At 30.3% G+C, this 13,910-nt stretch carries 15 protein-coding genes; 4 read left to right on the forward strand and 11 right to left on the reverse strand.

The genetic code is table 11. From position 1 onward, the window contains the following. Positions 1–32: 32 nt before the first annotated feature. The 3 genes from ACFQ1O_RS07740 to uvrA form a co-directional block, all read right to left on the reverse strand. Positions 33–683: a hypothetical protein gene (locus ACFQ1O_RS07740; RefSeq protein WP_377715069.1), complete on the reverse strand. Its 651-nt coding sequence runs from the start codon at positions 681–683 to the stop codon at positions 33–35. A 567-nt stretch (positions 684–1,250) separates the two neighbouring features. Beyond that, positions 1,251–1,436: a hypothetical protein gene (locus ACFQ1O_RS07745; RefSeq protein ID WP_377715071.1), complete on the reverse strand. Its 186-nt coding sequence runs from the start codon at positions 1,434–1,436 to the stop codon at positions 1,251–1,253. Next, positions 1,429–4,221, reverse strand: coding sequence for an excinuclease ABC subunit UvrA (gene uvrA / locus ACFQ1O_RS07750; RefSeq protein WP_377715073.1), 2,793 nt, complete (start codon positions 4,219–4,221; stop codon positions 1,429–1,431). Before uvrA ends, ACFQ1O_RS07745 begins: the two co-directional genes overlap by 8 nt. Positions 4,222–4,545: 324 nt before the next feature. Between uvrA and ACFQ1O_RS07755 the strand changes: the two genes are divergently transcribed. Together ACFQ1O_RS07755 and ACFQ1O_RS07760 are read left to right on the forward strand one after the other, a co-directional pair. Continuing rightward, the gene (locus ACFQ1O_RS07755; protein ID WP_377715075.1) at positions 4,546–5,130 is read left to right on the forward strand and encodes a sigma-70 family RNA polymerase sigma factor; all 585 of its coding nucleotides are present in this window, start codon (positions 4,546–4,548) and stop codon (positions 5,128–5,130) included. Positions 5,131–5,188: 58 nt separating this feature from the next. Continuing rightward, entirely contained in the window at positions 5,189–5,332 is a 144-nt protein-coding gene (locus ACFQ1O_RS07760; RefSeq protein WP_377715077.1) for a hypothetical protein, read from the forward strand. A gap of 54 nt (positions 5,333–5,386) precedes the next feature. Here ACFQ1O_RS07760 and ACFQ1O_RS07765 read toward each other — a convergent pair whose 3' ends face one another. Together ACFQ1O_RS07765 and ACFQ1O_RS07770 are read right to left on the reverse strand one after the other, a co-directional pair. Next, positions 5,387–6,043, reverse strand: coding sequence for an endonuclease III domain-containing protein (locus ACFQ1O_RS07765; RefSeq protein ID WP_377715079.1), 657 nt, complete (start codon positions 6,041–6,043; stop codon positions 5,387–5,389). 26 nt (positions 6,044–6,069) lie between these two features. Then, entirely contained in the window at positions 6,070–6,624 is a 555-nt protein-coding gene (locus tag ACFQ1O_RS07770) for a hypothetical protein (protein WP_377715081.1), read from the reverse strand. 116 nt (positions 6,625–6,740) lie between these two features. On the opposite strand from ACFQ1O_RS07770, the gene bcp reads away from it, so the two are divergent. Continuing rightward, entirely contained in the window at positions 6,741–7,196 is a 456-nt protein-coding gene (gene bcp, locus ACFQ1O_RS07775) for a thioredoxin-dependent thiol peroxidase (protein WP_377715083.1), read from the forward strand. Between the two features lie 53 nt (positions 7,197–7,249). Here bcp and ACFQ1O_RS07780 read toward each other — a convergent pair whose 3' ends face one another. The 5 genes from ACFQ1O_RS07780 to ACFQ1O_RS07800 form a co-directional block, all read right to left on the reverse strand. After that, positions 7,250–8,086 carry an ABC transporter permease gene (locus ACFQ1O_RS07780; RefSeq protein ID WP_377715085.1) on the reverse strand — a complete coding sequence of 279 codons (837 nt, stop codon included), beginning with the start codon at positions 8,084–8,086 and terminating at the stop codon, positions 7,250–7,252. A 3-nt stretch (positions 8,087–8,089) separates the two neighbouring features. Further along, on the reverse strand, positions 8,090–8,992 hold the full coding sequence (locus ACFQ1O_RS07785) for an ABC transporter ATP-binding protein (protein ID WP_377715087.1): 903 nt from the start codon (positions 8,990–8,992) through the stop codon (positions 8,090–8,092). A 282-nt stretch (positions 8,993–9,274) separates the two neighbouring features. Beyond that, positions 9,275–10,333, reverse strand: coding sequence for a nucleoid-associated protein (locus tag ACFQ1O_RS07790; protein ID WP_377715089.1), 1,059 nt, complete (start codon positions 10,331–10,333; stop codon positions 9,275–9,277). A 6-nt stretch (positions 10,334–10,339) separates the two neighbouring features. Further along, entirely contained in the window at positions 10,340–10,849 is a 510-nt protein-coding gene (locus ACFQ1O_RS07795) for an IS1096 element passenger TnpR family protein (protein ID WP_377715091.1), read from the reverse strand. 71 nt (positions 10,850–10,920) lie between these two features. Beyond that, a complete protein-coding gene (locus tag ACFQ1O_RS07800) occupies positions 10,921–11,715 on the reverse strand; it encodes a TrmH family RNA methyltransferase (protein ID WP_377715093.1) in 795 nt (264 codons plus the stop codon). Between the two features lie 72 nt (positions 11,716–11,787). Here ACFQ1O_RS07800 and ACFQ1O_RS07805 point away from each other — a divergent pair, with 72 nt between their 5' ends. After that, positions 11,788–12,588, forward strand: coding sequence for a hypothetical protein (locus ACFQ1O_RS07805; RefSeq protein ID WP_377715095.1), 801 nt, complete (start codon positions 11,788–11,790; stop codon positions 12,586–12,588). Between the two features lie 39 nt (positions 12,589–12,627). Here ACFQ1O_RS07805 and ACFQ1O_RS07810 read toward each other — a convergent pair whose 3' ends face one another. Next, complete coding sequence (locus ACFQ1O_RS07810; RefSeq protein WP_377715098.1) at positions 12,628–13,899, reverse strand: amidohydrolase; 1,272 nt, start codon at positions 13,897–13,899, stop codon at positions 12,628–12,630. Positions 13,900–13,910: the final 11 nt, after the last annotated feature.

The raw sequence follows: 13,910 nt of genomic DNA on the forward strand, positions 1-13,910 counted from the left end.
AAACTAACCAACCAAAAAATTCATATTTTTAATTATCGTCTATTAGACGATTTTTTGTCTTTTTTCTTTCCGTTATTTCTGTAGTAATACATGTCGTCATCATTTCCATAGTACCCATCATCATCAAAATCATAATCAGGTCCAGAATAATAGTCGTTATGATTAATACCACAGCTTGTAACTCCACAGACATTACAACCGCTATTATACTTAATATACCCAGTTGTTCTTATAATTCTTCCATAGCAATCGTAAGCAATATGCATACCGCCAATTTGATTTAATAGTCTATGGTTATATCTCATATATACACTACCAACTCTTTTTACTCTTCCAGAACGATCGTAGTTAATAAATACATTACCAACTCTTCTAACCCTTCCTAAGTGATCATGCTCAATACGTATTCCGCTGTTATGGTAATAATGCCCCCTTCTTCTCCCTGGTGCTCCATAGGTGGTGTTAATACTAGTTCTTCTTCCTCTAAAATGAGTAGGATGCGTGTTAAAATCGAATTCTCCGTTTGGGAATACAAAAAACTCAACACCTCTTTCATTAAACATGAAAGGTCTGTTAAATCCATAACGAGAATCTACAGTTGTATTTCTATTATTGGACTCGTTTGCAAAAGCAGTTAAAAAGGTTGATAATAAAACGGCTGTTAATACTACTAATTTTTTCATATCATTAAGTTTTAAGTCCTGCCTACTCGTTTTTAGCTTTTCGGCTTACGCTATACACTTAATGATTTTCAAAGAGCGTGCCAAGATTTAGAATCGATATTCTTTATCATTGACTAACTAGTGCAATTTCGGGAGATTGTCAAGGAAATGAGAATAGATTTATAGAAGCTCCTAATACTTCGATGAAGTGTTTGAAAAACAAGATAAAATGTGGTTTTAAGAATTATTCATGCATTGCTTTTGTAAAAGGAAGAATGAATGACTTTCTGAAAATGGAATTAAGAAATCTAATTATTTAAAAAAGCATGCATTTCAGATGGCTTTGGGTATACGTTTAAAAGTCTCCCAATTAGTATGATTTCTGCTAAATGAAAAGATAAATGTGTGCTAATTTCTTGTAATATATTAAGGTCTTTACTCAAAGTTGGATTTGAGTCATTTAAATTAGAAATGATATTTTCTATAGAAGTAATTTGAAAATTGAATTCATTTATCTTGGATTGACACTCTTCCTTATTTTTTGGAGAAATGTCTTTTATCCAAGAGTCTTCTTCGCTAAAAATATATTTAGATGTTATTTGTTATTTGATTAATTTGAAAACTTTGCCAAATAATTATATGATTCAATATTTGCCATATAGATTTTGAGTGCCCTTCTATAACAACACCAAATGATTTGTATGTTATGGTTTCAAAAACTTTAAAAGTATCAAAGGCATTCTGAAAAATATAATTGTAAGCAAGCTTATGCATTAATCTTCTCTTTTAAATACTTGCCAGTTATAGAATTCTGGTTCTTTACAATCTCTTCAGGTATTCCAGTAGCTATTAATTGACCTCCTAAGTTACCTCCTTCTGGTCCTAAATCAATAATATAGTCGGCACATTTAATTAATTCTAAATTGTGTTCAATAACAAAAATGGAATGACCAGAATTAATTAATGCATTAAAAGATTTAAGCAGTTTTTGTATATCATGAAAATGTAAGCCAGTAGTTGGCTCGTCAAAAATGAATAAGGTTTTTGCTGTTCTTTTTCCTTTAACTAGAAAAGAAGCGAGTTTTATGCGTTGGGCTTCTCCACCAGATAATGTAGAAGATGATTGACCTAGTTGTACATAACCTAAACCTACATCTTGTAGCGGTTGTAGTTTTGTAGCAATTTTTTTCTGTTCGTGTAAACTAAAGAATGCTAGCGCTTCGTCAATCGTCATTGTTAACACATTATGAATGGACTTTCCTTGAAAAGTAGCTTCAAGAACTTCTTTTTTAAAGCGCTTTCCATTACAAGCTTCACAATGTAAATGAACGTCTGCCATGAATTGCATTTCTATAGTTACTTCACCTTCTCCTTTACAAACTTCACATCTTCCTCCATCTACATTAAAAGAAAAGTGTTTGGGTTGGTAATTTCTTATTCTAGATACTTTTTGGTTAGCAAATAAACTTCTAATGTCGTCATATGCTTTTATGTAAGTAACTGGGTTAGATCTAGATGACCTTCCAATGGGGTTTTGATCTACAAACTCAATATTTTCAATATGCTTGTAAGAGCCAGATAATTTAGAGTATTCCCCAGCTTTTTCTCCATAACCACCTAAAGCTTTGTGTATAGCAGGATATACTATTTTACGAACTAAAGTACTCTTTCCACTTCCAGAAACTCCAGTGATTACTGTTAACATATCAAGCGGAAAATCTACTGTTATATTTTGTAAATTATTGGCTCGAGCCCCTTCAATAGTTATTTTGTTTTTAGAAGTTCTGCGTTTTTTGGGAACTTCTATTTTTAGTTGCTCATTTAAGTATTTCGCTGTTAAAGAATCCGAGTTTAATATTTCTTTATAACTACCAGTAGCTACAACTTCACCTCCAAAGGTACCAGCTTCTGGACCAATGTCAATAATAGCGTCAGACGATTTCATAATATCTTCATCATGTTCTACTACTATAACAGTGTTACCTAAATCTCTTAATGAAAGTAATACTTTAATGAGTCTTTCAGAGTCTTTAGGGTGTAGACCAATGCTTGGTTCGTCTAAAATATACATAGATCCAACTAAACTGCTCCCTAAAGAAGTGGCTAAGTTTATTCGTTGACTTTCGCCTCCAGATAAGGTATTCGATTTACGGTTAATAGTTAAGTAGTCTAATCCTACATTAGATAAAAACTCTAATCGTGTAGTGATTTCTTTTAGTAATCTCTTTGCAATTTGTTTATCAAATTCATTAAGAGATAGATTAGTAAAGAACTCTTTTAGTTCTTTAATAGGTTTTTCTACTAAATCTGAAATTGAAGTATTTTGAACTTTTACATAGTTAGCTTCTTTACGTAATCGTTTACCATTACAAGTAGTACAAGTTGTTTTACCTCTATAACGAGAAAGCATTACACGGTTTTGTATTTTATAACTCTTTTCTTCTAATTCAGCAAAGAATTCATTTAAACCAGTAAAATGTTTATTTCCAGACCAAATTAAATCTTTATCTTTTTCAGATAACTCAAAAAATGGTTTATGTATAGGGAAGTCGAATTTATAAGCACTATTTACCAACTGGTCTCTATACCAACTCATAGATTCGCCTCTCCAAGGAAAAATAGCGTTTTCATAGACAGATAAAGAAGTATCTGGTATAACTAATGATTGGTCTATTCCAATAGTATCTCCATACCCTTCGCAGGTAGGGCAAGCACCATATGGATTGTTAAAGCTAAATAAATGAGTATTGGGCTCTAAAAAAGTCATTCCATCTAACTCAAAAGAGTTGCTAAAATGAGTAGTAGAACTATCACTAAGATTTTCTATACTGCATTGACCTTTTCCTTCGTAAAATGCTACTTGTATGGCATCAGCTAATCTATTATAAAAATCTTCATCATCTTTTTTAACAATAATTCGATCAATAACTAGTTGAATATTGTTGACTTCCTTTTCATCAAATTCTTCAATTCTAATAACAGCTTCGTCAACTTTTATTCTAGCAAACCCCTGTTTTTGTAGAATGTCTACTTTTTGTTTTAGAGTTCTTCCTTCTTCTACTATAATGGGAGCTAATAATAATAGTTTGCTTCGTTCTTCTAAAGTTTTAATAAAATTTATAACATCAGATACGGTTTGCTTTTTTACTTCTTTACCTGAAATAGGCGAGTAGGTTTTCCCTATTCTAGCATATAGTAATTTAAGGTAATCATAAATTTCTGTAGTAGAACCAACCGTACTTCTTGGGTTGGTAGAATTAACTTTTTGTTCTATAGCTATTGCAGGAGCAATACCTTTAATGTAATCTACTTTAGGTTTGTGTAATTTACCTAAAAACTGCCTAGCATACGATGATAAACTTTCTACATAACGTCTTTGACCTTCAGCATATAAAGTATCGAAAGCTAAACTAGACTTACCAGAACCAGATAAACCAGTTATAACTACTAGGTTATTACGAGGTATAACAACATCAATATTTTTAAGGTTATGTAATTTGGCACCTTTAATAATGATATTTTCTTTAGGATCTACTTTTGTAATATCTATTTTATTCATCTGCTAATTTCTTGAGGCAAATTTTTAATCGGGTAAAATTACGGAATATTACATGAATCTTTTAAATAGGAGAGATTATTTGTATATAGATTTTTCTTTTTTGTAGGCTAATTTAAAAAGCTTAAAAAGTATCGTTAAAGAGTAAATAAATCTGTTAAAACGCAATAAAAGTCTATAAAGTTTGTAGAACATTCATTTTTTTTTATATATTTGAGCATATTCATTAAAACAACTGCTTATAGAATACCATTACTTTAATAAATAATTTTTTTGTCAAAAAGACTAAAAGTCTTACAAATTGTTTAATCTTAAATAAGTAATGTTATGAGTAGAACCGCCCCAGATGCTGTATTGGTTAAAGATTATATTTCAGGAAACGAAAAGGCTTTAGAAATATTAGTTGCCCGCCATAAAGACAGAGTCTATAACTTTATTTTTTCTAAGGTATTAGATAGAGATTTAACAGAAGATATTTTTCAAGATGCATTCATTAAAGTAATTAATACTCTAAAAAAGGGCAAGTATAATGAAGAGGGAAAGTTCTTGCCTTGGTTAATGCGTATAGCTCATAATTTAATTATCGACCATTATAGAAAAAGCAACAGAATGCCCAAATTTCAGTCAAAAGATACAGAGTTCGATATATTTTCATTAATTAAAGACAGTGGCAATAATGCTGAAAAGCAATTAGTAATAAATCAGATTTACAATGATGTAAAGTTATTGGTTACAGAACTACCTTCAGATCAGAAAGAAGTTATAGAAATGCGTTTGTATAAAGATATGAGTTTTAAAGAAATAGCAGAGAATACCAATGTGAGTATCAATACAGCATTAGGAAGAATGCGTTATGCAATATTAAATTTAAGAAGATTAGTAAACGAAAGAAATATAATTTTGACTCAATAATACAATAAGTTGAATTTAATGGCGTTTAATGAGTATATTAACTAAACTAAAGTATTATATGCCAAAACTTTACGCTGAAGGTTCAACACAAATGAACAAATTACAACCCAAAAAAGAAACAGTAGATTTTATTTTAAATTATTCTAAAGCTTTAAAAGTGATTAAGCTTAAAAAGATGAAAATAGAATTGCTGCAAAATTAAACTTTGTTAGCGAGCGTCTTTAGAAATAAAGACGCTTTTTTTATACATTAGTTATTATTTTTTGTTTTTATAATATTCGTCTAAAATAGTTTTTCTACCAATAGTTTTAGTAATTAAATCTTTATCTAAATCCCAACCTCTTGCAGGAGAATATTCTCTACCATACCAAATAATCTGAAGATGTAGGTCATTCCATAGTTCTTTAGGAAATAACCTTTTTGCATCTTTTTCTGTTTGTACTACATTTTTTCCATTTGTTAAATTCCAACGATACATCAATCTGTGTATGTGCGTATCTACAGGGAAAGCAGGAATACCAAATGCTTGAGATAGTACTACAGCGGCTGTTTTATGTCCTACTGCCGGTAATGCTTCTAATTCTTCATAAGTTTTAGGAACTTCTCCGTTATGTTTATCTATTAAAATATGTGATAAACCATGAATCCCTTTTGATTTCATAGGTGATAAACCAACAGGTTTTATAATTTCTCTAATTTCTTCTACAGAGAGTTTAATCATGTCATACGGGTTATCGGCCTTTTCAAATAAAAGAGGAGTAATTTGATTTACTCTAACATCTGTACTTTGGGCAGACATTAAAACGGCAATTAATAAAGTATATGGATCTTTATGATCTAACGGAATAGGAATTTCTGGATATAATTCTTGCAGTGTATTAATTACAAAAGTTACTTTTTCTTGTTTGGTCATTTTAATGGTTTTATCTAGAAGACGTATTAGTTTTTAATGGTATACTTTGAAAAAACATTTGCGTAATGATCATCAAAACTTAATTTAGTAATATTCTTAAATTTATGCTTAGTATATTCTTTATCAAAAATACCTTGAGCATTAAAATAATTAATCTCTATTGATTTATTATTTATTTGTTTTAAATGACCAATACAGAAATAGTTTAGACTAGGGTGTTCACATTCTGAAATGATTGTAAGCCCAGTTTTCATAATATCTCTACTAATTGTATTCCAATTGGTAAGTTCTATATTATATTTATTTTTTACATTAGATAATAACCCTTCGAGTTTTAATATTCTCTCATAAGTCTTATCATTTTTGTTATACCTAACATGTTTAATCGTTTTTATTGGTATTATGATGTAACCTAAAATTCTAAATTCATCTGATTCTTGTAACAATATAAAATCTTGAGACATATTTAGAATAAAACCTGTAGAGATACCTTCAAAAGTCCCTTTTTTCCTTGTTAATCTGGCATAAGTTTTATTTTCAAAATGTTTTTTTAATTTTTTTAAAACGGTATCTTTTTTCAAACTATTTACTTGTATGTATAAATTAATATCAAAAATACAAACTTAAAAACAGCTACTCAAATAGTTTTTTTAATGCGGATAACTCGTTAACTTTCCGCTTTAAAAAAATAGAACAGATGACAACATTAGAAATAGGAAATAAAGCACCCAATTTTTCGGTTAAAAATCAAGATGGTAAAATCATTTCTTTATCAGATTTTAAAGGAAAGAAATTAGTATTGTTCTTTTATCCAAAGGCAAGTACACCTGGTTGTACAGTAGAAGCATGTAATTTAAACGATAATTATGCTCGTTTTCAAGCTCAAGGCTATGAGGTGTTAGGAGTAAGTGCAGATTCTGAAAAAAGACAGACTAATTTTAGAAATAAGTATGAGTTTACTTATGACTTGTTAGCAGATGAAGAAAAAGAAGTTATTAATGCTTATGGAGTTTGGGGACCTAAAAAGTTTATGGGTAGAGAGTTTGATGGTATTCATAGAATGACTTTTATAATTGATGAAAACGGAGTGATTTCTGATATTATAAAAAAGGTAAAAACAAAAGAGCATACGGCTCAAATATTAGGAGAATAAAAATAGTTGTACACAAAAAAAGCCTTGAAGAACATTCAAGGCTTTTTTTGTGTTTATAAATCTCGTTTTTTAAGTAAGACATAAGACCACCAGATAAAAAGTACTGTCCATATAACTACGATACTTAATTCGTACCAATGTACAGTATAGTCAAAGTTAAATTGTTCACCTACTTGATTGGCTACAGCCTTAACGGCAGATAGTCTTGAAAACGGTTCATCAATTAAATTACTCATAGACCTAAAAGGAAAGAACTGAGCTATAGCATCTGGAGTACTTGACTTTCTGCCAAATACCCAAAATAAAATACCATAGCTAATCCACTCTATTACATTCCAAATAATTAAGAATCCCAATGCGAAGGCAGAACGTTTAATTAATATTCCTATAAATAAACAAAATGAGAAAAAACCAATATGCTTAGTTAAATAAGCTAGAACATATTCTAATTCAGAAAATATAATGCTTACTTCTGTATAGTTAGAATAAATTAACCCAAGAATTAAAGAGGTAACAAATACAAATATAGTCGAGACAGCAGAGAATAATAGTACTGTAATAAACTTAGATGATATAAATTCTTTTTTACTTAAACCATCTATTAAGTTTTGTTTAATAGTTTTATTACTGTATTCATTAGCTACCATAGATACTATAATAATGGCTAAAAATAGTTTAAAGAATGAAGCAATAAATGTGTTGAAATGCCATATATAAGGAAAATTAAATATTCCTTGCTCTGCTAAGTGAAATTTTATGGGACCAATGTCAAATTTTATAGCTGCAATTAAGGCTATAGAAGTTAACAAGACAAAATAACCAATGATTAGTATTTTGCTTAATCTATTCTGCCAAAGTTTTTGAAATTCTATCTGTAATAAACGAAGCATAACTTATTTAATATTATTGGTTAATTGTAAAAATTGTTTTTCAAGACTTTCTTTTCTTTTTACAAGATGAGAAAGAACTATACCCTTATTTAAAAATGATTTATTAAGTTCTTCTGCAGATAAATCTTCGTTTAAAAAAGCAGTTATAATGCCGTCTTTTTCTTCTATAGTAGAAAAAGCAGTATGAGATTTTAAAGAAGCGAGTAATTCATTTTTATTAGAAGCATTTAACTCAAAATAACCATGAGATGCTATTAATTGGTCTACTCTTCCTTCATATAGTTTTCTTCCATGACGCAAAATAACCGCATGGGTACAAACTTTTTCTACTTCATCTAAAAGGTGAGAGGCTAGTAAAATAGTGGTTCCTTGAGAGGCTATTTGTATAATTAATTCTCTTATTTGATGGATCCCTTGTGGGTCTAAACCGTTGGTTGGTTCGTCTAGAATTAATATTTCAGGGTCATTTAATAGGGCAGAGGCAATGGCAAGTCGCTGTTTCATACCTAAAGAAAAGGTTCTAAATTTACTGTCTTTTCGTTCTAGTAAACCAACAAGCTCCAGTTTTTCTGTAATTTTATCATAGCCAATGCCTTTAATTTTACATACTAACTTTAAATTGTTATAAGCGGACATATAAGGATAAAAGTTAGGTCGCTCTATAATAGCCCCTACTTTTTTTAAGGCCTCATGGGTAGATAAACTACCGTTAAACCATTGGAAATCTCCCGATGTTTTGTTGACAACGTTTAGTACTATACCGAGTGTAGTAGATTTTCCACTACCATTAGGTCCTAAAATACCATAAATATTTCCTTTTTCTATTGAAAAGGATAGATTGTTAACCGCATGAACACTTCCGTAATTCTTGTTGAGGTTATTAATAGTAAGAATTGTTGAATTCATTTATTTGATTGATTTGCTTACTAGACGATTCTTCTTAATAAATGTTACAACTAATTTTAGATTTTTGTAAGTGTTTTATGTAAATGTTATGAAAAAGTTAAAAAAATATTTGCAAACTATATTTTTTCGCATATATTTGAATAAATAATTACACAATCAGCTGTGAGGACATTAGCTTAAGCCCCAAGCTTACTAAAGAGAGTAGTTAATTGTTGTATATAAAAAAACATCCTAAGTTATTTTAGGATGTTTTTTGTTTTTGTAAACTATAGTCAAGAACAGTTAGCTCTTTTGCTCTTTATTGAAATAGACTAAGTAATAATACATTTGTTTTTCTTCATCCCAACCTTTTTCAACAAACTTCTCTGCAGATTCTGGGTTAATGAAATCCATTTTAATTTGAATGTTAGTATCTAAATCAATAGTGTTTTTAATTTTCTTTCGAGATGCGGTTACTGCAGTATTTGATATAGGGAACTCAGTAACATCTTCTATATGAAATTTAGGAGCTTTTTCTTGCTTATAATGTTTAAATTCTGGAATTAGGTCAGGATTCTCAATTACATCATTTAAAAAGTTAGTTTCTTCAAATTCATCATTCTTAGCAAAATAGTTCATAGAACGATTCATAAACATAACTTCTTCTTTTTTGTCTTCGGCAGGAAAAACAACATCTTTGGCAAAGTTCTGACAAAGTTGTAAATACTTTTTAGTAAAGAAGTTGTCATCAGCTAAAGCGTCTACACTTAAAAAATGCTCTAACCAATATTTGGTGTCATATTTATTAGAATCTGATGATAATATTTTATAACCAGTTTCCTTTTCTATATTAAATATTAAACATCCTTTATCTAATTTATTTAAGTTCACACCTTGTTGTAGTATAGCTTCTAAATTTTCAGATTTTTCTTCGAACTGTAAAAAGTCATGCTTTAATTCACTTTTAAAAATACCAATACCATCTACTTTTTGGTTATCTATTACTAAACCGTTTAAGTAAGTAATGTATACCTCTCCGTTTTTAATATGTGGGTGTTGAGATTGATTGTATAAATGAGTAGTAATCTTTTTAGAAGCTTCATGAATTGTACTAGGATCATTAAAAACTTCTGTAACTATTTTATATAACTCATTATATTCCACATCTACTTCGTTGGCAAATTGAAAATAATTTTCTTCTTTCTCTCTAAATGGTTTAAAGAAAAATTCCTTTAGTAAAGGCATTAACTCATCGTTTAACTGGTAAGGTTCTTTAGATATAAAAGCACCTTCAGTTTTACTTTTATTACCTACACGGTGTATAGATAGGCTTTCTATGTGTGTTTGATATAAATTAATCATAATGTATTAGTTCCAGCTGTTATTAAAATCATCAAAAGAGTCTATATCTAAATCTTCAAAATCATCTTCAAAATTTAAACTATCTTCTTCGTCGCTTTTAAATTCTTTTTCTGGGGGACTTTCAGGTAAAATACCATGAGCAAACATAAGATTAGGGTAAGTGGCACCTTCTATTGGTTCAGCTATTTCAGCTAATTCAACTAAGAAAGTCCACATGTTAAAGAAGTCATATACATAAATTAGTTTAGTGCTATCTTCATTGGTAATGTCATCTAAAGAGGTTTCACACATTACTCGAACCGGATTCATTCCTTCGCTCATGTCAAACAAAGCAATTTCTTCTCCTTGGTTCCATTCTTCATCGCTAATATAAAACGAAGCCATTTCACCACCTTCAAAGCCAAAAGCTTGCGTTATTGTATTGTGAAAATCTTCTGCGGTTGCACTAGCTTCTATTTCAATGTCTCTAAAAACATCTTCATCTGCATCTAAAATGACTCTAAAACGGTATATCATCTCTAAAAAATTAAGAATGCAAAGATAGCGATTTGCCTTTGAATCTTTGCCGTATAGTTATTAACAATATGCTATTTAAAATTGCGTTGGCGTTTGGCTTCGAAAATTAAAATTCCAGCAGCTACAGAAACATTCATAGAATCTATAGCCCCCTGCATTGGTATGATAATATTTTGTTTAGCAGCATTACGCCATTCTTCAGACAAACCAGTAGCCTCTGTTCCTACAACGATGGCAGTAGCATCGGTATAATCTTCTAAATGATAATGATTTGAGTTCTGAAGAGTAGCTGCGTAAATATTAATATTGTATTGTTGTAAAAAACTAATAATATCTTTTGTAGACCCTACAGCAACTTGATTGGTAAAGACACAACCCACACTAGAGCGTATTATGTTAGGGTTGTACAAGTCGGTTTTTGGGTTGGCAATTAAAAAAGCGTCAGCGTTAGCAGCATCTGCAGTACGTAATAAAGCTCCTATATTGCCAGGCTTTTCTGGTGCTTCTGCAACCAAAATTAGAGGAGAGTTGGTGGCAAATCTAAGTTGGTCTAACGAACTATTTTTAGTTTTTACCAAAGCAATAACACCTTCTGTAGAACTTCGATAAGCGATTTTTTGGTAAACCTCTTTTGAAACACGAATTAAAGTAGCTTGTTTATTTGTTAAGTTATTTATGGTTTCTTCAGAAATTAAACTATTATCAAAAAGAATAGTATCGATAACAAAGTTGCTTTGCAAGGCCAAGTTAATTTCGCGTTGCCCTTCCACTACAAACAAACCTTCTTTTTTTCGAATTCTTGATTTGTCTTGTAATTGAACAATTTTTTTAACTAGAGAATTTTGAGTACTGCTAATTTCTTGCATACTGCAAATATAACTTACTAGATTGTAAGTTTATAAATTAATATTAGACAACTACAAAAAATATACTAAAAAATGAAACATAGCTTTTTAAGTTTATTGACCGTATTAACTTTATTCTCTTGCAAAAATGGAGAGGAAGTAAAGGGAATTCAAACTCCTGTAGAACAGGAAGAAAGAAAAGTAGAAGAAACTCGGTTTCCAATGGAAGTGTCAAGAATGTTTGAAGCCCATGGTGGTTTTAAAAAGTGGAATAGCATGAGGCAATTATCTTATACATTACCTAAAAAAAACAATAATGAGACTCATATAATAGACTTAAAATCTAGAAAATCTGTTATTAATGCTTCTAACTACACAATAGGTTTTGATGGTAATGAAGTATGGATGAATAAAGAAGGTCAATTTCCTATAAATAAAGCAAGGTTTTATCATAACTTATATTTTTATTTTTATGCAATGCCTTTTATTTTGGGAGATAAAGGGATTAAATATGAGAAGACAGCAGATTTAGAATTTGAAGGTGTAAAATATCCAGGATATAAAATTTCGTATGATTCTAATATTGGTGATTCTCCTGATGATAATTATTTTGTGTATTATGATTCTGAAACCTATTTAATGAAGTGGTTAGGTTATACTGTTACATATGGAGGCGAAGGCCCTAGTAACGAAATTCATTATATAAATTATAGTGACTGGAATAAGGTTAATAACTTATTATTACCGGCAACTTTACAGTGGTATAGTTCAGAAAATAATTTACCCAAAGAGCCAACTAGTAAACAAAAGTTTAATTTAGTTTCGATATCTAAAGAAAAGCCAGATAATAAGTTGTTTGAAAAACCTATAGACGCATTAGTAGGGAAAAAGTAATAAAAAAGGGAACCTAAACTTAGGTTCCCTTTTTATTACTTATTTTTTATTGCGATACCTTTGGTATAATTCTGTTTGATGCGATTCTAAACTAATCTTTCTTCCTTGTATAAAGGCATGAGTTAATTTGTTAGTTCTCATGTCTAAAGCATCTCCTTCTGATATAAAAAGCGTAGCGTCTTTACCGGTTTCTAAGCTACCTGTAAAAGAATCAATTCCTAATATCTTTGCGGTATTTAAGCTAATTAATGATATAGCAATTTCTTTATCTAAACCATAACCAACACAGGTTCCTGCATAAAATGGGAGGTTTCTAGAATTCATACGCTCCATATCTCCACTAGTTTCCAAGCCAACTAAAATTCCAGCATCTACAAGCTTACTGGCTAATTTATATGGTAAATCGTAATCATCATCATCATTACTTGGGGTACTATGAACTCTTTGCAATAATACAGGAATGTTATGTTTTTTAAGTAAGTTAGTTGTTTTATGAGCATCATAAGCACCAACTAAAACGATATTCAATTTATGTTTAAGTCCAAAATGAATAGCATCTATAATTTGTTTTTCATCTTCTAAATGGATAAAGATCTTCTTAGATCCGTCTAGAGTTCCTAGCATGCTCTCTAGTTTTAAGTCAACTCCGTTTTTAGAATCATAGTGAGCAGCTTTTGTAAAGAAGTTCTCTAAATTATTAATTTGTTCTTGGTACTTTTTATTTGGAGTTGTAGGACCTGGTTCTGCCCACCAACCTGAGCGATTAAACGTTCTTGGCCAATTAATATGGATACCATCATTTTCTTTAATAAGTGCATCTTCATAATTCCATGCATCTAGCTGAACAATTGAAGAAGTTCCAGATATTCTACCTCCTCTAGGAACAATTTGAGCTTGTAAAACACCATTCGGTCTTAATGTTTCTGTAACTCTTGATTCTGTATTATAAGCAATAATACTTCTTATGTGTGGATTGTAAACACCTATTTCTCTATGATCATTAGAAGCTCTAACGGCATCTACTTCTACTAAACCTAAGGTGGCGTTTGGAGCAATAAAACCAGGATAGATATGCTTTCCTGTTGCGTCAATAACTTTTCCTTTATAAGGAACTTTAGTAAGTGTAGCATCTGCTACAAGTGATAACTTTCCGTTTTCTAAAATAAGCAAAGAGTTATCAATTACTTTTCCATTTCCTATGTGTGCTGTTGCTCCAATAATAGTGATAGCTTCACTTTGTTTCAGGCCTGGTGTTTGCTGGGCAAAACTAATACAGCAAACAAGTACGAATATGTATAATAAGTTTTTCATTTTTTCTAAAC

It is taken from the genome of Pseudofulvibacter geojedonensis (assembly GCF_042675745.1).
GTDB lineage: Bacteria > Bacteroidota > Bacteroidia > Flavobacteriales > Flavobacteriaceae > Pseudofulvibacter > Pseudofulvibacter geojedonensis.

Excerpts from the sequence above, each read along its gene's own strand:
- ACFQ1O_RS07740 (WP_377715069.1), bottom strand. The coding sequence starts at position 683 with ATGAAAAAATTAGTAGTATTAACAGCCGTTTTATTATCAACCTTTTTA.
- ACFQ1O_RS07745 (WP_377715071.1), bottom strand. The coding sequence starts at position 1,436 with ATGCATAAGCTTGCTTACAATTATATTTTTCAGAATGCCTTTGATACT.
- uvrA (WP_377715073.1), bottom strand. The coding sequence starts at position 4,221 with ATGAATAAAATAGATATTACAAAAGTAGATCCTAAAGAAAATATCATT.
- ACFQ1O_RS07755 (WP_377715075.1), top strand. The coding sequence starts at position 4,546 with ATGAGTAGAACCGCCCCAGATGCTGTATTGGTTAAAGATTATATTTCA.
- ACFQ1O_RS07760 (WP_377715077.1), top strand. The coding sequence starts at position 5,189 with ATGCCAAAACTTTACGCTGAAGGTTCAACACAAATGAACAAATTACAA.
- ACFQ1O_RS07765 (WP_377715079.1), bottom strand. The coding sequence starts at position 6,043 with ATGACCAAACAAGAAAAAGTAACTTTTGTAATTAATACACTGCAAGAA.
- bcp (WP_377715083.1), top strand. The coding sequence starts at position 6,741 with ATGACAACATTAGAAATAGGAAATAAAGCACCCAATTTTTCGGTTAAA.
- ACFQ1O_RS07780 (WP_377715085.1), bottom strand. The coding sequence starts at position 8,086 with ATGCTTCGTTTATTACAGATAGAATTTCAAAAACTTTGGCAGAATAGA.
- ACFQ1O_RS07785 (WP_377715087.1), bottom strand. The coding sequence starts at position 8,992 with ATGAATTCAACAATTCTTACTATTAATAACCTCAACAAGAATTACGGA.
- ACFQ1O_RS07790 (WP_377715089.1), bottom strand. The coding sequence starts at position 10,333 with ATGATTAATTTATATCAAACACACATAGAAAGCCTATCTATACACCGT.
- ACFQ1O_RS07795 (WP_377715091.1), bottom strand. The coding sequence starts at position 10,849 with ATGATATACCGTTTTAGAGTCATTTTAGATGCAGATGAAGATGTTTTT.
- ACFQ1O_RS07800 (WP_377715093.1), bottom strand. The coding sequence starts at position 11,715 with ATGCAAGAAATTAGCAGTACTCAAAATTCTCTAGTTAAAAAAATTGTT.
- ACFQ1O_RS07805 (WP_377715095.1), top strand. The coding sequence starts at position 11,788 with ATGAAACATAGCTTTTTAAGTTTATTGACCGTATTAACTTTATTCTCT.
- ACFQ1O_RS07810 (WP_377715098.1), bottom strand. The coding sequence starts at position 13,899 with ATGAAAAACTTATTATACATATTCGTACTTGTTTGCTGTATTAGTTTT.